Origin of the sequence: Sphaerisporangium rufum (assembly GCF_016863395.1) — a bacterium.
Lineage (GTDB): Bacteria > Actinomycetota > Actinomycetes > Streptosporangiales > Streptosporangiaceae > Sphaerisporangium > Sphaerisporangium rufum.
Window position 1 is genome coordinate 1 of sequence record NZ_BOOU01000005.1, and the last position, 18,202, is coordinate 18,202.

The 18,202-nt window shown below is 75.4% G+C and carries 14 protein-coding genes; 5 read left to right on the plus strand and 9 right to left on the minus strand.

The genetic code is table 11. The annotated features are described in order from the left end of the window. The 3 genes from Sru01_RS02020 to Sru01_RS02030 all read right to left on the minus strand — a co-directional run. Window positions 1-826 (minus strand): glycosyltransferase (locus Sru01_RS02020; protein WP_203982088.1); only part of this gene is annotated, 826 nt, incomplete at its 3' end. Between the two features lie 134 nt (window positions 827-960). Beyond that, window positions 961-1,884 (minus strand): lysylphosphatidylglycerol synthase domain-containing protein, encoded by a 924-nt coding sequence (locus Sru01_RS02025; protein WP_203982089.1) that lies wholly within the window; start codon window positions 1,882-1,884, stop codon window positions 961-963. After that, window positions 1,881-2,732, minus strand: a complete 852-nt coding sequence (locus Sru01_RS02030; protein WP_203982090.1) for a class I SAM-dependent methyltransferase — start codon at window positions 2,730-2,732, stop codon at window positions 1,881-1,883. The genes Sru01_RS02025 and Sru01_RS02030 overlap by 4 nt, the downstream gene beginning before the upstream one ends. A gap of 337 nt (window positions 2,733-3,069) precedes the next feature. On the opposite strand from Sru01_RS02030, the gene Sru01_RS02035 reads away from it, so the two are divergent. Continuing rightward, window positions 3,070-4,017: a lysylphosphatidylglycerol synthase transmembrane domain-containing protein gene (locus Sru01_RS02035; RefSeq protein WP_203982091.1), complete on the plus strand. Its 948-nt coding sequence runs from the start codon at window positions 3,070-3,072 to the stop codon at window positions 4,015-4,017. Here the strand turns inward: Sru01_RS02035 and Sru01_RS02040 are convergent. From Sru01_RS02040 to Sru01_RS02065, 6 genes are all read right to left on the minus strand, one after another. Next, window positions 3,972-5,051, minus strand: coding sequence for a glycosyltransferase family 4 protein (locus Sru01_RS02040; RefSeq protein ID WP_203982092.1), 1,080 nt, complete (start codon window positions 5,049-5,051; stop codon window positions 3,972-3,974). The genes Sru01_RS02035 and Sru01_RS02040 overlap by 46 nt on opposite strands. Before the next feature lies 1 nt (window position 5,052). Further along, window positions 5,053-5,982: a glycosyltransferase family 2 protein gene (locus tag Sru01_RS02045; RefSeq protein ID WP_239136773.1), complete on the minus strand. Its 930-nt coding sequence runs from the start codon at window positions 5,980-5,982 to the stop codon at window positions 5,053-5,055. Continuing rightward, complete coding sequence (locus Sru01_RS02050) at window positions 5,979-7,022, minus strand: permease-like cell division protein FtsX (protein WP_203982093.1); 1,044 nt, start codon at window positions 7,020-7,022, stop codon at window positions 5,979-5,981. The genes Sru01_RS02045 and Sru01_RS02050 overlap by 4 nt, the downstream gene beginning before the upstream one ends. Window positions 7,023-7,054: 32 nt before the next feature. Continuing rightward, on the minus strand, window positions 7,055-9,142 hold the full coding sequence (locus tag Sru01_RS02055; RefSeq protein WP_203982094.1) for a hypothetical protein: 2,088 nt from the start codon (window positions 9,140-9,142) through the stop codon (window positions 7,055-7,057). A 273-nt stretch (window positions 9,143-9,415) separates the two neighbouring features. Then, the gene (locus tag Sru01_RS02060; protein ID WP_203982095.1) at window positions 9,416-9,826 is read right to left on the minus strand and encodes a VOC family protein; all 411 of its coding nucleotides are present in this window, start codon (window positions 9,824-9,826) and stop codon (window positions 9,416-9,418) included. Beyond that, the gene (locus tag Sru01_RS02065) at window positions 9,823-10,704 is read right to left on the minus strand and encodes an AraC family transcriptional regulator (RefSeq protein ID WP_203982096.1); all 882 of its coding nucleotides are present in this window, start codon (window positions 10,702-10,704) and stop codon (window positions 9,823-9,825) included. The genes Sru01_RS02060 and Sru01_RS02065 overlap by 4 nt, the downstream gene beginning before the upstream one ends. A 417-nt stretch (window positions 10,705-11,121) precedes the next feature. Between Sru01_RS02065 and Sru01_RS02070 the strand changes: the two genes are divergently transcribed. The 4 genes from Sru01_RS02070 (at window position 11,122) to Sru01_RS02085 (ending at window position 18,091) form a co-directional block, all read left to right on the plus strand. Further along, window positions 11,122-12,909: a phospholipid carrier-dependent glycosyltransferase gene (locus Sru01_RS02070; RefSeq protein ID WP_239136775.1), complete on the plus strand. Its 1,788-nt coding sequence runs from the start codon at window positions 11,122-11,124 to the stop codon at window positions 12,907-12,909. 104 nt (window positions 12,910-13,013) lie between these two features. Continuing rightward, window positions 13,014-14,864: an LCP family protein gene (locus Sru01_RS02075; RefSeq protein WP_203982097.1), complete on the plus strand. Its 1,851-nt coding sequence runs from the start codon at window positions 13,014-13,016 to the stop codon at window positions 14,862-14,864. A 369-nt stretch (window positions 14,865-15,233) separates the two neighbouring features. After that, window positions 15,234-16,898, plus strand: coding sequence for an acyltransferase family protein (locus tag Sru01_RS02080; RefSeq protein ID WP_203982098.1), 1,665 nt, complete (start codon window positions 15,234-15,236; stop codon window positions 16,896-16,898). 77 nt (window positions 16,899-16,975) lie between these two features. After that, a complete protein-coding gene (locus tag Sru01_RS02085) occupies window positions 16,976-18,091 on the plus strand; it encodes a glycosyltransferase (protein WP_203982099.1) in 1,116 nt (371 codons plus the stop codon). Window positions 18,092-18,202: the final 111 nt, after the last annotated feature.

Sequence of the window (18,202 nt, forward strand, 5' to 3'; positions counted from 1 at the left end):
CGCCGCCGAAGAACCCCGGCAGGTCGGCGTAGGACAGGTACCCCGGCCGCACCACCCGCACGGTCACCGGCAGCTCGCCGATCGCGGTGTCCACCTCGTCGCTCCACCCGGTGCCGCTGGCCAGCACCAGCGCCGGCGGGTCGGGCAGGTCGCCGACCGCCTGGCCGAAGCCCCGCACCAGGTTCGGCACGTTCTTGCGCGGCTCGAACGCGCCGAGGAACGCCACGTACGGCCGGCCGTGCAGGCCGAGCCGGCCCGCCGCCCGGGCGGTCTCGGCCTCCGACGGCGGGTGGAAGAACGCCGCGTCCACCCCGTGGTAGGCGACGTCGATGCGGGTGGGGTCGGCCGACAGCACCCGCACCAACTCGTCGCGGGTGGCCTTGGACGGCACGATGACCCGGGTCGCGCCGCGCGCCGCCGTCCGGGTGGCGGCCCGGAAGAACGACGCCCGGGCGAGGTTGTGCTGGTCGGGCTCGGTGAACCAGGTGACGTCGTGCACGGTGGCGACGACCGGCAGGCCGGCGTGCAGCGGGATCGTGTAGTAGGGCGCGTGCAGCACCTGCGCGCCGACCTTGCGGGCCAGCACCGGGATGCCGGTCTGCTCCCAGACCAGCCGGGGGCCGCGGCTGGCGATCGCCGGCGGGCCGGGCAGGATGCGCGCCGCCGGTGCGATCTTGCCGTACCGCTCGGCGTCCGCGCGCTGGCACACGACCGCCAGATCCGCGCCTGCCCGATGCAGGGCGGCCAGCAGCCCGTCCACGTAGCGGATCAGAGCCCCGCGATCGGCGGGGACCGCCGTCGCGTCCAGGAGCACTCGGGGCGTCACGAACGCTCGCTCCTCTCGGGTCTCCGGGCGGTACCCATCAGCTCAACTCTATTGCCGGGGCCGTCGAAATCATGCGTGAAATCACCGGACATCTCGGGCCGGCCAATCCTCGCATTCCCGACATCCGTCCGGGATCAGTCCTGGGCGGCCGGTACCCGGGCGGGCGGCCGGTGCCGGGCGGCCAGCCCGGCCAGGCCGGCACAGATCAGGTCACCGGCCGACACCACCAGCCGCGAGCAGAGCGCCGCCGCGATCGCCGAGCCGCCGTCCAGCACCGGCGCCAGCGCCGCCACCATGGCCACCTCACGCACCCCCGCGCCGGCCGGGGCCACCACCACCACGAAGCCCAGGCACCAGGCCAGCGCGAACGCCCCCGCCGACAGCGCCAGCGCCCGCGGGCCGGTGGCGCCCAGCCCGGCCGCCAGCAGCGCCAGGTGCACCCCGTACGCCGCCCAGCCCGCGAAGGCCCAGCCGGCCGCGGCCAGCACACCGCGCCTGCTCAGCGGGCGCTCCAGCGGCGGGCGCCGCACCAGGCGCAGGCCGAGGCCGAGCACCGCGTTGACCACCCGCGGATGCAGCCCGGCCACCAGCACCGGCAGCAGCAGGAGCAACCACGCGTACCGGGCCACCGACTCCCCGGCGAACACCGGCAGCGTCAGCACCGCCACCGACAGCCCGCTGGCCAGGTAGACCGGGTAGGTCAGGAAGAACGCCGCGGCGCTGCGCGGCCGCGGCACCCCGAGATCCTTGCCCATCTCCATCTGGGCGAGCATCGGCCACACCGAGCCGGGGATGTACTTGCCGAGCTGGCCGACGAAGAAGACCTTCGCCGCGCCGGTGAACGCCAGCGGCGAGCCGAGATCGGCCAGCAGCGCCCGCCACATCATCATCCCGGCGGCCAGCGCCGCCAGCACGGCCACCAGCGACCCGGCGAGCAGCGGCCAGGACAGCCGGGCCAGGCCGCCGGACACCTCGGCCCACCGCCCGGCCACCGCCCAGGCGCCGAAGCCCAGGGCGACCAGCAGGAACGCCGCCCGCAGCAGCCTGCGGCGGGTCACGGCGTCCGGACGGGCTCGGGCGGCTGCGGCAGGCCGGGGCCGAGCGGCCGGCGGCCGTTCTTGGTCGCCACCCACAGGTAGGTCGGCACCACCGGCAGCAGCGCGCGCAGCGCCGGGCGCGGCGTGCGGGCCAGCACGCCCTGGGCGAGCCGGCCGGCCGGCCCCGGGAACAGCTCGGCCCCGGCGAACCGCTCCGGGGAGGCCAGCACCGGGAAGGAGTAGTCCCACACCTGGAACCCGGCCAGCATGCGGCGCAGCCCGCCCCGGGTGCGGAACCGCTCGTAATAATGGTCGGCCCGCCCGGACGCCCGCACGTACCGGTCGGCCAGCCCCGGGGGCAGGTAGGACAGGAACGGCAGCTTGTAGTGCGGCTCCATCACGCCCAGCCGGTTGCCCAGCCCCAGGTACAGCACGCCGTCGTCGGCGAGCACCCGGCGCATCTCGGCCACCACGGCGTCCGGATCCACCACGTGCTCGTAGATGTGGTTGAACACCAGGACGTCCAGCGAGCCGTCCGGGAACGGCAGCGCGGTGCCGTCGGCGCAGACGAACTCAACCCGCCCGCCGAACCGCTCGGCGGCCTTGCGCAGCCCCGGCACGTCGATGTCCACCCCGAAGGTGCGCGCCGCCCCGGCCGCGGCCAGCTCGTCGGCGATGAACCCGGCCGAGCACCCGATGTCGGCGACGGTCAGGCCGTCCAGCACCCCGGCCCCGGCCTGCGGCCCGCGCCCCAGGAAGTGCCCCAGCACCGCGATGATCTTCGCGGCCTTGCGCCGGCGCTTGGCCTCGTCCAGCATCGCCGCCTGGAACTCCGAGTACTCCAGCTGCGCCACCCGTTCCTTGCCCACGCGCCACAGCCTATTGGCCCCGACCGCATTACGTGGCCGGGAACCATTCCCCCGCCCGCGCCGGAGCGAGCGCATGGACCTCGGCATCGCCCGAGCCTGATCCACGACCGGCCACGCCGTTCGCACAGGGTCCGCCGTGCGAGGCACGCGCACCTCCATGTCATTGGATGTCATCTGTACTACGGAAGGTCATCGCCAGCTCGCTCGCCATCATGCCGGCGCGACTTCGCCGGCCGGCCGGTCGCCCGCACCAAGGGACGCCTGGCGGAGGGCAGCAGCGGGTAATGGCCCGGCGCGGGGGTTACCGGTGGGTAATCGGCGGTCGTAGGCTACGAGGGTGCTAGGGCGTTTGCGATCGAGCCCGCTGGTGCGGGTGGCGCTGGCGGTGGTCGCGCTGGGGTTCCTCGGGTACGGGCTGTCGCGGAACTGGACGGCGTCGGTGGCCGCGCTGGGCCGGCTGTCCTGGCCGACGGTGGCCGCCTCGCTGGCGGCGGTCCTGGTCGGGCTGACCTTCATGCTGGTGGCCTGGCGGCGGGTGCTGGCCGGGCTCGGGTCGCCGCTGCCGCTGCGGGTGGCGGCCAAGGTGCTGTTCATGGGCCAGCTCGGCAAGTACGTGCCCGGCTCGGTGTGGGCGTTCGCCGCCATGATGGAGCTGGCCCGCGACCACGGGTCGCCGCCTCGGCGCACGTTCGGCGCCACGGTGATCGGCCTGGTGGTGTCGCTGGGCTGCGCGCTCGGCCTGGCCGCGGTCACGCTGCCGCTGGTGTCCGCGCAGGTGGCCCGGCAGAGCTGGTATCTGCTCGCCCTCATCCCGCTCATCATGATCGGCCTGCACCCGCGGGTGCTCACCTTCGGGCTGAACCTGGTGCTGCGGATCGGCCGCCGGGAGCCGCTGGACCGGGCGCTTCCCGGCTCGGCGCTCGTGCGTGCGGCCGGGCTCACCATGATCGGCTGGCTGTGCTACGGCGTGCACATGTGGCTGCTGCTGGCCGGGATGCGGCCCGACGGCGGCCCGGAGCTGTTCGCGATCGCCGCCGGTGCCTACGCGCTGGCCTACGTCACCGGCCTGCTCACCGTGATCGTCCCGGCCGGCATCGGGGTGCGCGAGGGGGCGATGGTGCTGGTGCTGGCCCCGGTGCTGGACACCCCGCGGGCGCTGGTCGTCGCGGTGGTGTCCCGGCTGGCGTTCACGCTGGCCGACGTGCTGAGCGCCGGCGCGGGTTACCTGCTGGGCCGGGGTCAGGCCCCGGCGGAGAGCAAGGCCGCGGTGTACGCGCCCCAGTAGGGGTCGGGATCGACCGCCTTGACGCCCTGGCGCAGGCGCTCGGGCTCGCCGTCGGCGTAGAAGGCGCGGATCGCCGCGGCCAGCGCGTCGGCCGAGCCGGGCTCGACGAGCAGGCCGTCCACCCCGTCGGTGATGTGGTCGGCCAGCGCGCCCACCCGGGTGGCGATGACCGGCAGTCCGTGCTCGTGGCCGAGCCAGGCGTTCTGGCTGGCGGTCGCCGAGCGGTACGGCAGCACCAGCGCGTCGGCGGCGGCGAACAGGCCGGGCACCTCGTCGGCCGGAACGTACCCGGGCCGCAGTTCCACCCGGCCGGCCAAGCCCAGCTCGGCGATCAGCGCCTGGGTGCCGGCCAGGCCGCCCCAGAACTCGCCGGCCACGGTCAGCGAGACGCCGGGCACCGCCGCCAGCGCGCGCAGCAGCAGGTCCAGGCCCTTGTACGGGCGGACCATGCCGAAGAACAGCAGCCGGCGCCGCACCTGGCCGGCCGCGTCCCGGGCGGCGGCGCGCGCGGGCAGGTGCGGGGGCAGCGCGGCGACCGCGACCGGCGCGGCGGTCAGGCCGCGGGCGAGGGCGGCCTGCTCTTCGGAGTGCGCGAGCACCCGGTCGGCCCGGCGCAGCAGCGCCCGGACCAGCGGCCGGTCGTACGGCTTGCGCTCGTGCGGCAGCACGTTGTGGCAGAGGGCCACCACCGGGGTGCGCCGGCGCAGCCCGGCGAGGATGCCGAGATAGGCGGGCACCTGGACCGGACTGAGCAGGGTGAGCACCGCCAGGTCGGCGCCGCGCAGCCGGCGGCCGCAGCGCGGCCAGCCGTCCGGGCGGCGCCAGTCGAGGTCGCGGCGGACGCCGGGGAACGGCTCCCCCTCCGACGTGGAGATCGTCTGCTGCCCGGGGTAGAGGAACGCCGGGTACTGCGCCCGCCAGGACTCCACCACGACGTCGTGGCCGAGCGCGGTCAGCCGGTGCGCGAGCTCGGTGGTGTGCTGCGCCCCGCCGCCCTTGTAGGGGTAGGCCGGCCCGACGATGGCGATCCGCACGTCAGTCGGCCCGCGACCGGACGATCAGGTCGGCCAGCAGCGCCAGCGACCCGATGATCAACCCGGCCAGGAAGGTCATCACCGTGCTGGCCGGGAAGTAGAAGGGGTGGCGGACCATGTCGACCACGCCCTTGAGGCCGGCCGCCACCACCAGCCAGATGGCCGGCGGCATCAGCACCTTGAGCGGGTTGAAGTACATGATCATCCGCAGTACCTGCAGGATGTAGCGGTAGGCGTCGGAGATGAAGCTGAACTTCGACTTTCCGGCCCGCTTGCTGTACTCGATCGGCAGGTAGTACACGTCGTGCTGATTGGACAGGAACGCCAGCGTGATCGTGGTGACGCAGGAGAAGCCGGGGGGCAGCAGCCGCAGGTACGGCAGCGACACCGACCGGCGGAACGCGCGCAGCCCGGAGTTGAGGTCGGGGATCTCCTGGCCGGCCAGCCGCTCGGCGACCTTGCGGATGAACCACTTGGCGGGCACCCGCAGGAACTTGTGCGAGCCCTGCTCGCTGGTGCGCGCGCCGACGACCTGGTCGATCGTCGGGTCCTTCTCCAGGATCTGCACCAGCTCGGGGATGCGCTCGTTGGGGTAGGTCATGTCGGCGTCGGTCCACACGACGATCTCGCCCCGGGCGTCCTGGGTGCCGATGCGCCGCACGGTGCCCGAGCCGCCGTTGCGGTGGAAGGCGACGATGCGCATGTTCGGGAAGCGGTGCTCGGCGGCCCGCAGCCGGGCCAGCGTCTCATCGGTGGAGTGGTCGTCCACCGCGACCAGCTCGTAGGTGTAACCGCTCATGTCCATGGCGCCGCAGATGCGCTCGACCTCTTCGACGACGTGGTCCTGCTCGTTGTAGCAGGGCAGCACGATCGTCACGTACGGGTTGGCGTCCACGGCGGGTCCAGTCTCAAGCGGTTCGGTCACACTCACGTCCGGCGAGGATACATCGCCCGGCCGTCGGCCGGGTTCAGCACGACCTCAGGGGCCACCGGGACCCTCCCGCCCACGGGACCCCGCGGCGGGTCGAGCAGATGGCCGGCCTCGACGCCTGGCAGGCCGGCGACCTGATCCATCACCCGGCGGGCCGCGGCCGCGTCGCGGGTCTTGACGTAGAAGGCCTCCCGGTCGTTCCACGCGGTCAGCATGGCGTCACCGGCCAGCGCCCGCTCCGGATAATAGTGCCGGGCCAGCCGAAGCGCGTGCGCGCGGTCCTCGAAGTAGATCTTCTCGACCCCGTCGACCCGCCAGATCCGGTCCACGATCGCCTGACGCTCGGCGGCGGACGGCGGGCGGGGCACCGTACCGACGTTCCCGCACCGGGGCACCGGGTTGATGTTGCACAGGTCGATCCGCAGGTCGGCCCGGCCGGTCCAGAACGAGACCGGGCTGCGATCGACGTCGAAGACGCCGGAGATGCGCCGGGCCCGGGTGGCGACCTCGGCGTAGTCCTCCGGCCGGCGCAGGGTGCCGGTGACGGACGCGCCCAGGAAGGCCGGGACGACCAGGCGGCCCTCCCCCTGGGCGTCGGCCTCGGAGGAGGACCGGCGCCAGATCCGGTACGCCTCCTCGGGGCTGGTGTAGGTGATCGAGACGACGCCGGGCAGCGCCCGCAGCTCGGCCTGGATCCGCTCCGGCCGGCGGGCCTGCCGCAGGTCCTCGGCCGAGCATCCGGACGCGGCCGGCCGCGGGCACAGGTACACCTGGAAACCGACCTGCGCGGGCAGCGGCGCGTCCGGAGGCGGCAGCGGCTCGCGGGACTCCAGGTAGAGATGCCGGCCGCCGGCGGCCAGCGCCGCCAGCACGGCGAGGGCCCCGGCGGCGGCGGCCAGTGCCCGCCGGTGCCGGGCCGCCCAGCCGGCCAGGCGCGACTCCCGGTCCGGCCCGCCGAACGATAACTCCTCGCGTCCGCCTGACCCGTGCGGCTCCCGGTTCCGCCCGCCGGCCGGCGTGTCCTCGCCGATCATCTCCATGCCCCGACTCTGCCGAGGCGCGCCCGGCCCGGTCAACCGGCGGGGACGGCCATCCAGACGTCCATGGCCAGCGACCAGGTGCCGTCCGGCGGTTCGACCAGGGACCGCTCGTCCTGCCGGGTGCGCAGGCCCATGATCTGGCGCGGGGTTCCGTACGGGGCGAGCTGCCCGGCGGCGGCCGCCAGCAGCACCGGGCGGCGGCCGGCCGCGCGCACCTTGGCGGCCAGCCGGACGACGTCGGCCGGCGCCGCGACGTCCTTGCCCGCGGCACTCGCGGTGCCGGGGGCCGGCACCGCGAGCTGGGCGGCCGGCCGGCCGCACATGCCGCGCACCAGCTGGGTGAACCGGTCTCCGGTGACCCGCTCGATGATCAGCACCGAGGCGTCCGGGGGCAGCGCGGCGCACAGCCGGTCGGCCGCCGCCAGCTCGCCGCGCTCGACGGGCGAGAAGCCGGTGCCGATGGAGGTCACCGCGGCCGGGACGACCAGCAGCGCCACGCCGCCGGCCAGCACCGCGCGCCAGGGATACCCCGACCGGCGGGCCCCCTCCCACAGCCACCGCAGCCCCCAGACGGCCAGCAGCACCAGCCCGGGGATGATCACCGGCACCAGCCGGCGGGCGGCGAAGGGATGGTCGGGGGTGATCGCCGGGCGCAGCAGCGTCGTGACCGACGTCCAGCCGATGATCATGAGCGGCAGCAGCCAGGCGAACGACCGCCCGCGGGCCATCCGCCGGGCGAGCACCGCGGCGGCCAGGGTGGCCAGCGCGACGGCCGGGACCCCGACGTACCAGATCACCCAGTAGAGCGACTGCTCGTAGTAGAGCCGGGTCATGTCCAGCGGGAGCCCGTTGTCCTGCTGGATGGACCGGATGAAGGTGGCGTTCAGCACGTCCTCGGGGTCCACCGGCGTGCGCCGCACGGTCTGGACCCACGGGCGGGCCGCGAAGGCGAGCACGACGACCACCACCAGCCCGGCGGCCAGGTCGGGCAGCCGGCGGCCCGGCCACCCGGACCGCAGCGCCCGCGCCGCCGCCGCGGCGGCCGCCGGCCCGGCGAGCGCGCCCGCCGCGGTGAGCATGAGCACGACCCCGCAGATCGCCAGCAGCGGCAGCACCGAGCCGGACAGGTAGGCCAGGTAGGGCCGGGCCAGCAGCACGGCGGCGAGCATGGCGAGGACGAGCCCGGCGACCAGCCCGGCGAGCAGCGGCGGGCCGGTGCGCGCGTACGGCGCGGCCCGGCCGCCGGCCCGGCGCAGCGCGATGAGCAGGCCGGCGTAGGCGAGGGCGGGCAGCACGTCGCGCAGCGCGTCCACCCGGACCATCACCGCCAGGCCGAAGGCCAGGCCGCCGAGCGCGGCGGCCGCCGGGCGGCGCCGGGCGTCCAGCGCCAGCGCGACCGCGCCGAAGATCAGGATCAGCGAGGGGATCTCGCTGAAGGTGGTCCGCGAGGTGTACAGCAGCGGCAGGGAGATCGCGGACACCAGCGCGGCGAGCGGCGCCCACCGCGGCCCGGCCAGCCGCGCGGCCACCCCGGCGACGGTCAGCACGGCCAGGCCGCCGAGTACGGCGGGGGTGAGCAGCAGGCCGGTCAGCCCGCCCAGCCAGTGTCCGGCCGCCAGCACCATCGGCGTGCCGGGCATGAACTGCGGCACCACCGCGCCGCCCTGATCGTAGAAGCCGACGCTGGCGAACCGCAGCGCCGGGTCGGCCCCGCCGAACGCCGCCTCCTGCCACGGGATCGGCAGCGAGCCGTGCTTGGCCAGCCAGATGGCGTACTGCGCGTAGGTCGCCGGGTCGCGGCGGACCACGAGCTGTTCGCTGTGCAGCAGGGCGTTGAACACCGCCGAGCCGAGCGCGACGGCCACCACCCCGGTGACCTGCCAGGCGGTGGTGTCCGGGCGCCCGCCGCGACGGGTCAGCCGGGCGCCGGCCGCGCACAGCGCGGCGGCCAGCAGCCCGCCGATCGGCAGCATGACCGCCGGGCGGAACCAGCCGAGCAGCAGCAGCGGGAATCCGGCCAGTAGCCAGCCCGACAGCGCGAGCGCGGGCATGACCGACAGCGCGGCGAGCACCCGGCCCGCCGCCGGCCGTCGCGATCGGTCCGAGCCGGTTCCGTCCATCCACGCGGAGCCTAACGCCCGGCCCGGCCCGCCGATGTCACCCCGGTCGCCACGGCCGGTCCGGCCGGCCCTGGACGGTGACGCGGCCGGCCGGCCCGGACCGCCCCCGCGGCGTGGACCCCGGTGAGACCCGAGCCGGCCCCGGCGGCGTCACCCCCGGACATCACCGGTGGACCCGATGGCGGGGCCGCCCCGGTCACCCTGGCCTCCCCCGGTCACCCCCCGATGGCCCTCGGTGGCCCTTGGTGGCCCGCCGGGCCCGTTGAGCGGGAGTCAGTCCGGGACGGGCTCGCCGCGGTAGTCGCCGAAGGACCAGCGGTTGCCCTCCGGGTCCAGCACGGCGAACTCCCGGGAGCCGTAGGAGCGGTCGGCCGGCTCCTGGGTCACCTTCGCGCCGGCCGCGGTCGCCCGGGCGTAGAGGGCGTCCACGTCATCGGTCACCACGTAGGCGCCGAAGGTGCCCGGCTGGAGCGCCCACGCGTCGTCCGGGTCGTCGCGGACCGAGCCGAGCATGATCCCGCCGCCGGCCGGCCAGGCCAGCTGGGCGTGCTGGACCACGTCGCCCTCGCCGTACACGACGACCTCGCGGAACCCGAAGGCGTCGACGAGGAAGCGGATCAGGCCGCGGGCGTCCCGGGCCCGCAGCGTCGGCCATACCTGAGGTGGAGGTGCGTTGTGCGTCATACCGGGGAGTCTGCCGCCTCCGGCGGGCCGGTGACTTGGACGTTTCGGAACTCCTCCGCCAGCCACCGGACGGGGGCGTGCCCGGCGAACTCCCGGAACTCGCGGGCCAGGTGCGCCTGGTCGTAGTAGCCGCAGGCCGCGGCCAGCCGGGCCAGCTCGGGCGGGCCGCCGGCGGCGGCCCGGCGGGCGAGCAGCCGGCGGGCACGGTCGAAGCGCACCACCCGGGCGACCTGCTTGGGGGTCAGCCCGATCTCGGCGCGGAACCGCCCGCTCAGATGGCGAGGGCTCCACCCGGTCTCGGCGGCCAGCTCGCCGACGGGCACCGCGCCGCCGCCGGCCAGCAGGCGGCGCCAGGCCCACCCCACCTCGGGCGCCGGGCCGGCGCCGGGCCGGCCCGCGATCAACGCCGGCAGCTCGGCATCCAGCAGGGCGAACCGCTCGGTCCAGCCCGGCGCGGCCCGCAACCGGTCGCGCAGCCGCAGCGCCGGCGCGCCGAGCACGTCGGCCGCCTCCACCTCGGTAGCGGCCAGCTCGCCGGCCGGCAGGCCGAACAGCGCACGGACGCCGGCCGGGGTCAGCGCGAGCTGCACCCCGGACTGCCGCCCGTCGTGGGTGATCAGCGCGGGCGCGGTGTGCAGGCCGCTGATCAGCGTGTCGTAGGCGCACGGAGGCCGGCTCGGATCCGGGTGGGCGGCGACCATCACCGGGTCGTCCAGGGTGAGGATCAGCGTCAGATACGGCGAGGGCAGCCCGATGTGCCGGCCGGGCGGGGCGCCGGCCGTGCGATAGCCGCTGTACCAGGCGACGAAGGGCCGCAGCGGCGCGGCCGGCCTCCGCCGGACGTGCTCGTCGACGGGCTCGGCAAGGGACGCCACCACGGACCCGATGCCCGGCCCGATGGCGGGCGCGATGGCGGGCGCGGCGGCGGGCGCAATGCCCGGCCCTGTGCGCCGCGCGCCGGCGGGCCCGATACCCGGCTCGATGGGCCGCGCGCCGGCGGGCCCTATGCCCGGCCTGTCGGCGGGCCCGGTGCCGGTCATCCTGGGGCCCTCCTTCCTGCCGTGCCTTCCGTGCCTTCCGCGGGCCCCGCCCACTCGCGGTCACCCGCCCTGCCGGACGGACGTGCCGCCGGTACCTGCCGGGCGCGATGACCGCCTGGCCGCCCGGCGCCCGCGCGGTGCTGCGGTCCTGCGGTCGTGCGCGGAACGAGGGACCCCGGACGCGCGGATCGTACCCGCGATTCCCTAGGGATATCGTGCACGAATACCGTCCGTGACGCGACCAGAGGGGGTACGGTGACCGCCGCCGACGCGACGCCCGCCGGGCACCCGCCGGACGCCCCCGAGGCGGGCGCGATCCTCCCGGCCCCAGTCGCCCCGGAGCACGCCACCACGGGTCCACCGGAGCCCGGCGCCCCAGAGCACACCGGCACGGCCACCCGGAAACCGGACACCCCCGAGCACGCCACCACCGGCCCACCGGAACCCGGAGCCCCCGAACACACCGGCACGGCCACTCGGGAACCGCGCACCCCCGAGCGGGCCGGCGCTCCCCCGAGGCCGATCGCCGGCCCGGGGCTCGCCGCCCCGCGTCCGGGCGGCGCGGGCGCGGGCCGGGTGATCGCGGGCGCGGGGCGGGTCATCGCGCGGCACCGGTGGTTCGCGGCCGTGCTGGCCTTCGGCGTGGCGTACCGCGTGGTGGTCATGTTCGGCTTCCGGCCGGCCATCTGGTTCCCCGATTCCTACACCTACGTGGTCACCGCGCTGCGGCCCAGTCCCGACCTGGTGCGCCCGGCGGGATATTCGCTGTTCCTGCGGCTGCTGGAGCCACTGCACTCCTTCGCCGCGGTGGCGGCCGTCCAGCACCTGCTCGGCCTGGCCACCGGGGTGCTGGTGTACGCCACCGTGCTGCGCCGGGGCGGGCGGCGGTGGGCGGCGGCCGCGGCGGCGGCGCCGGTGCTGCTGGACGCCTACCAGCTGCAGCTGGAGCACCTGCTGGTCTCCGACGCGCTGTTCATGTTCCTGGTGGTGGCGGCGGTGGTCATCGCGGTGCGCCGCCCGCTCACCTGGCGTGCCGCCGCGCTGTCCGGCGTGCTGCTGGCCGGCGCGTCCCTCACCCGGACGGCCGGGCTGCCGCTGGTCGCCGTGGTGGTGGCCGGGGTGCTCGCCCGGCACCTGGCCGGGGTCCGGCGCCGTCCCGGGCCGGCGGGGCGGCGCGGATGGCGGCGGGCCGCGCCGGCCGGCGTGCTGCTGCTGGCGGCGCTGGTGCCGATCGCCGGGTACGCGGCCTGGTTCTCCGCGACCCACCATCGGGTGGGCCTGGTGGGCGCCAACGGGGTCTTCCTGTACGCCCGGGTGATGAGCTTCGCCGACTGCGGGGTCATGCGCCCGCCGCCGGACCTGGCGGTGCTGTGCGATCCGGCGCCGCCCGGCCGGCGGCCGCCGGCCCAGTTCTACGTCTGGTCGCCCGATTCGCCGCTGGTGGCGCTGCCCGGCATCACCTTCACCGCCGCGACCGACCGGCTGGCCGGCCGGTTCGCGATGCTCGCGGTGCGCAGCCAGCCGGACGGCTACTTGGGGACGGCGCTGGCCGAGCTGTCCCGGACGTTCACCTGGGGCCGCCCGGTCTACCCCGACCAGGAGACCTACGACCTCTACGAGTTCCCGGCGGCGCCGCCCCGGCAGGATCTGCGCGAGCCGGCCCGCCTGGGGGCGGAGCTGGCGGAGCGCTACGAGCGGGGCCCGATCGGGCTGCGGGTCGTGGAGCCGTACGCGGGGTGGGCGCGGGCGTATCAGGACGTCGCCCGGCTGCCGGGCGCCGTGCTGCTCGCCGTGCTGCTGGCCGCGCCCGCGGCGGCGGCGTGGCGCCGGCGCCGCGCCCCGGGGCCCGGCGCGCCGTGGGTGCCGCCCTGGGCGGTGGCGGCGGCGCTGCTCGCCGTGCCGGCGGCGACCGCGGAGTTCGACTACCGCTACGTGCTGCCGGCGGTGCCGCTGGCCTGCCTGGCCGCCGCGCTGGCGGCCGTGCGGCCGGCCCGATCCGCCACCCCGCCAACTCATCACGATTACCGAAATATCCATTTCTAGTTAAGATTGCGGTCGATCATCCCCTCTGGAGCACTCGTGATCATCATGCGAATAGTCGGATCATGCCGTCCAGGGCCGGGCCGGTGACCTAATCTCATGTCGAGATGAGCGAGCATCGATACGGCGCGGCGGTCGGCGACCCGGGCGCCGAGCCGCCGGCGGGCCGCCGGTCCCGCCGGGCCCGCGCACCCGAGGCCCCCGACGACCGCGGGACCCGCCGCCGTGGCGGCGGCCCCGCGGCCGAGCGCCACGCCCACCCGGCCCCGCTGCCCGTGCCGTCGGAGCGGCCCGCCGGGCGCCCGCGCCGGGCGGCCCGCGGCGACGGCCGCACCGGCCCGCCCGCCGCGCCCCGCGGCGCGCCGCCGCCCGCCGAGCCGGCCGGCCGCCGCCGCGCGGTGCCGGCCGGCGCCCCGCCCCCGCCGGCGGATCCGCCGCCCGGCCGCCGGGGCGGCGACGGCGACCGCCCGCGCCTCGGCGCGCTGTCCTGGATCAGCATCGGCCTGACGGTCGTGCTGGTCGCGGTCGCGCTGACCGGCTACTCGCTGTACCGGGGCGTGCTCAGCAACGTCCGCACCGAGGACGTCAGCGCCGGCCTGAACGGCAACCGCCCGGTCAACAGCACCGGCGCGCTGAACGTGCTGCTGGTCGGCTCCGACTCGCGGGAGGGCGACAACAAGCGGTACGGCCAGCACATGGGCGGCCTGGGCGAGCGCACCGACACGATCATCCTGCTGCACGTCTCGCCCAACCGCGACAAGGCCACGCTGATCAGCTTCCCGCGCGACTCGATGGTGCAGGTCCCGACCTGCCGGAACGTGCGCAGCAAGGCGGTCATGCCGCCCCGGCTGGACATGATCAACTCGGCGTTCAACGAGGGTGGGATGGCCTGCACGATCAACACGATCGAGGCCAACACCAACATCCGGATCGACCACTTCATCAAGGTGGACTTCACCGGGTTCAAGAACATCGTCGACGCCCTCGGCGGCATCCAGATCTGCGTGCCGACCGCGGTCAACGACAAGAAGGCCAAGCTGGTCCTGCCGGCCGGCAAGCAGATCGTCAAGGGCGAGACCGCGCTGGCCTACGTGCGGGCCCGCTACGCCCTGGGCGACGGCAGCGACGTCAGCCGGATCAAGCGCCAGCAGATCTTCCTGTCCCAGGTGGTCAAGAAGGCCACCAGCGGCGACACGCTCACCGACGTCGGCAAGCTGAGCGGTCTGGTCAAGGCGGCCGCGCAGTCGGTGGTGATGGACCCGCAGCTGGACGTGGACACCCTGCTGCAGATCGCGCAGAGCGCCCGCAGCCTGACCGCCAAGGGGGTCAAGTTCGTCACCGTCCCCTGGGAGCCGTACGTCGAGGACAAGAACCGGGTGCAGTGGAAGCAGCCCGACGCGAGCCGGATGTTCGAGTCGCTGCGCAACGACATCGAGGTCACCCCGTCTCCCAAGCCGAGCGCGTCCTCCTCCGGGCCGGCCAAGCCGGTGATCAAGCCGTCCCAGGTGCGCGTCCAGGTGCTCAACGGCACCAACACCCAGGGCAAGGCCAAGGAGGTCGCCGACGCGCTGGCCGGGCAGGGCTTCCAGGTCACCCAGATCGGTGACGCCCGCCAGGCCGACGGCACCGACCGGCCGCAGACCCTGATCAGGTACGCCAAGAAGGACGCCGACGGCGCCGACCACGCCACGCCGCTGGCCGGCAAGCTGCTCACCAAGGTCACCCCGGCCGCGGGCAAGGTACGGCCCGGGTCGGTCACCCCGTTCACGCCGCCGATCACCGCCACCCCCGCCACCCCGGCCGCCACCGCCGGCGACGCAGGCACCACGGCGGGCGCCGGCGACGGGCCGGTGATCCAGCTGATCATCGGCGCCGACTTCAAGGGCGTGAAGGTTCCGGTCACCATTCCCGACAGCGCCCGGGTGGTCGACGCCAAGACCGACGTCTGCAGCACCTGAACCGCGCCGGGGGCCGCCCGGCCCGCACGACGATCCGGAACGGCCCGGTCCTCCTGGTGGAGGCCGGGCCGTTCCGGCCGTTCGGCCGGGCCAACTTGCGGCACCGTCGCGACAAGCGATCGAGGGGGCGTTAGGGTGTGGTGATCTGGCAGGCGCCCGCAGCACCGTTCGCCTCCCGAGTTCCCCGCGTTCCCGAGTTTCCAGAAGCGGCACCACCAGAGCGAAGCCACCAGGTCTCCCGACAGATAGCCGAGCGTTTCCCCCGTGAGTGACTCCAGATCCTCCTTTCAGGTTCCGGCCCCACGCACCGACGGCACCCCCACAGGTGCCGGCGAGACGAGGAGCACCGACAGAAGAGGACAGGCACCGATGAACTCCGGCCGCCACACCGGTGAGGAGGACGCCCCCACGGCGGGCTGGCCGGTTCCGGACTACAGCGAGCCGCCGGACCGCCGGTCACCGGGGCGGCACACCGGACAGGCCCCCTGGCCGGTGCCCCCGCAGGGAGAGTCCCCGTCCGGCCCCACCGGCCGGGCCCGTGGCGAGCGGGGCCGCCCGGCCCCCGCCGAAGAGGACCCGGAGACCTTCACCTTCGAGCGCCCGTCCTTCGAAGGTCCGGCCCCCGCCGGCCCGGCCGGGGAACACCCGCCGCTCGACCACCTCGCCGCGGAGCGCCCGCCGGCGGGCGGCCGCCGGCCCGCGGACCGCGCCTTCTTCGACGGCCCCACGCCGGCGATGCCGCTGCCCGCCGTGCCGCCACCCGCCGCGCCGTCCCCGGTCGCGCCTCCGGCACCCCCGCGCGCGCCGGGTGCCGCCGCCTGGCAGCAGCCCGCGCCCGCCGCCCCGCCGGCGGCATGGCGTCTCCCGGTGGAGTCCCCGGCCGGCCCGCCGCCGGTCTCCGACGGCTTCTCCTACTGGGAGCGCCCCGCCCCCCGGACGCGCGCCGAGAGCCCCGCCCACGAGGCCGTCCTCACCCGCGAGCCGGCGGGCACGTCCGACGGCGACGCCGGCCCGGAGGAGGCGCCGGAGCCGGCGCCCGCCAGGCGGCCCCGCGAGCCGTACCTGGACAACGTCAAGTTCCTGCTGATCGCGCTGGTGCCCGCCGGGCACGCCCTGGTGCCGACCCTGGCCACCCACTCCTCGCGCGCCGCCTACCTGTTCATCTATGTGTTCCACATGCCGCTGTTCGTCATCATCAGCGGCTACCTGAGCCGGAACTTCTGGAACTCCAACGCCAAGACCAACAAGCTGGTCGACACCTTCCTGGTGCCGTACGTGATCGTGGAGATCGGCTACGCGGCGCTGCGCTTCGCCATGGGCCACAAGTGGAGCCTGACGATCATCGATCCGGCCTGGCTCAACTGGTACCTGCTGGCGCTGCTGCTCTGGCGGCTGTCCACTCCGGTGTGGAAGCGCATGCGCTACCCGCTGCCGATCGCGGTCGCCGTCTACCTGCTGGCCGGCCTGTCGGACCTGCCGGGCGACTTCAGCATGGACCGCTTCTTCGGCCTCATGCCGTTCTTCGTGCTCGGCCTGTGGCTGCAGCCGCGCCACTTCGAGATGCTGAACCGCGGCTGGATCAAGGTCCTCGCGGTGGGCGTGCTGGCCGGCGCCGCCGCGGTGGCCGTGCTGATCGCCCCGCGCGTCCCGCTGGACCCGGTCTACTACAAGGACGCCTACGCCGAGCTGGACATGAGCTGGTGGATGGGCATGGGGATGCGCGCCGCGCTACTGGTGGCCGCGCTGACGATCTCCGCGGCCATCCTCGCGCTGGTCCCCCGGCGCACCACCTGGTTCACCGACCTCGGCACCCGCACCCTGTACTGCTACCTGCTGCACGGCGTCCCGGTGTACATCGCCAAGGAGATGGGCTGGCTGGAGTACCCCTGGCTGCACGGGCCGCTCGGCGTGATGGCGATCGTGACGAGCTGCTTCGCGCTGGCCATCGTGCTGTGCCTGCCGGAGACCCGCTCGGTCTTCAAGTGGCTGCTGGAGCCCCGGCTGACCTGGCTGTACCGCCGGCCGGCCCGGTAGCGGAAGTTCGGCCGCGGTTCGCCCGCATTTAACCGCGCGCATCCGGGCCGGAGAGGAACGCCGCCCAGCATCAACGCATGAGGGTATGCGTCGGCACGATCGTCCACCACCCGGAGGACGCCCGGATCCTGCACCGGCAGATCCGCGCGCTGCGCGACGCCGGGCACGAGGTCACCTACGTCGCGCCGTTCGTGCACCGCAACGTGGTGCCGCCGGCCGGCGTCCGGGGCATCGACGTACCCCAGTGGGCGGGGTCGCGCCACGGGCGCACCGTCGCCGCGGCGCGCGCGGCGCTGCGCGCCGGCTGCCGGGACGCCGACCTGCTGCTCGTGCACGACCTGCCGATCCTGTCCGCGCTGCCGCGCCGCCGCCCGCCGGTCGTCTGGGACGTGCGCGACGACGTGGCCGCCGCGCTGGGCTCCTCGCCCGCGCTGCCCGCCATCACGCGCCGCCTGCTGCCGCCGCTGGTCCGCCGGGCCGAGTCCCGCGCCGAGCGCCGGCTGCACCTGATCCTGGCCGACGCCTCGCACCGCGACCGGTTCGCCGGCGACCATCCGGTGATCCCGGACGCCGCGCTGGTCCCGGCCGCGCCGCCGCCCGCGTCCGGCCGGGACCGGATCGTGTTCGTCGGCCGGCTGTCGCAGGACCGGGGCGCGGCCGAGATGGTGGAGATGGCCCGCCGGCTCCGGCCGCACGGCGTCCGCCTGGACCTGATCGGGTCCGCGGACCGCCGGACGCGCCCGCTGCTGCGCGACGCCCAGCGCGCCGGGCTGCTGGACTGGTTCGGTTATGTGCCTAACGCCCACGCGATGCGGATGGCCGACGGCGCGCTCGCCGGGCTCTGCCTGCCGCACGACCGGCCCGAGCACCGGCCGGCGCTGCCCGCCAAGACCCTCGACTACCTGGCCCGCGGGCTGCCGGTGATCACCACGCCGCTGCCGCGTGCCGCCTCGCTGATCGGCCGGCTGGACTGCGGGGTGATCGTCCCCTTCGGCGACGTGGACGCCGCCGTCCGGGCCGTGCTGCGGCTGCGCGACGATCCCGAGCGCCGGGCGATGATGGGGGCCCGCGGCCACGCCGAGGCGCGCGCCCACCACCACTGGCCCGACCACGCCCCCGGCTTCGTCGCCCGGCTGGAGGAGTGGGCCGCGCCGGTCCCGCTGCCCGCCCTCGGCCCGCCGCTGCTCGCCTGACCGGCCGGTGCCGGTGGCCCGGCTCCCCGGCCGCCACGTAGATGATCTACCATCCGCTGGCGCCGGGTGGGGTGAAGTTGATGTACTGGGACATATGGCCGAACACTTGAT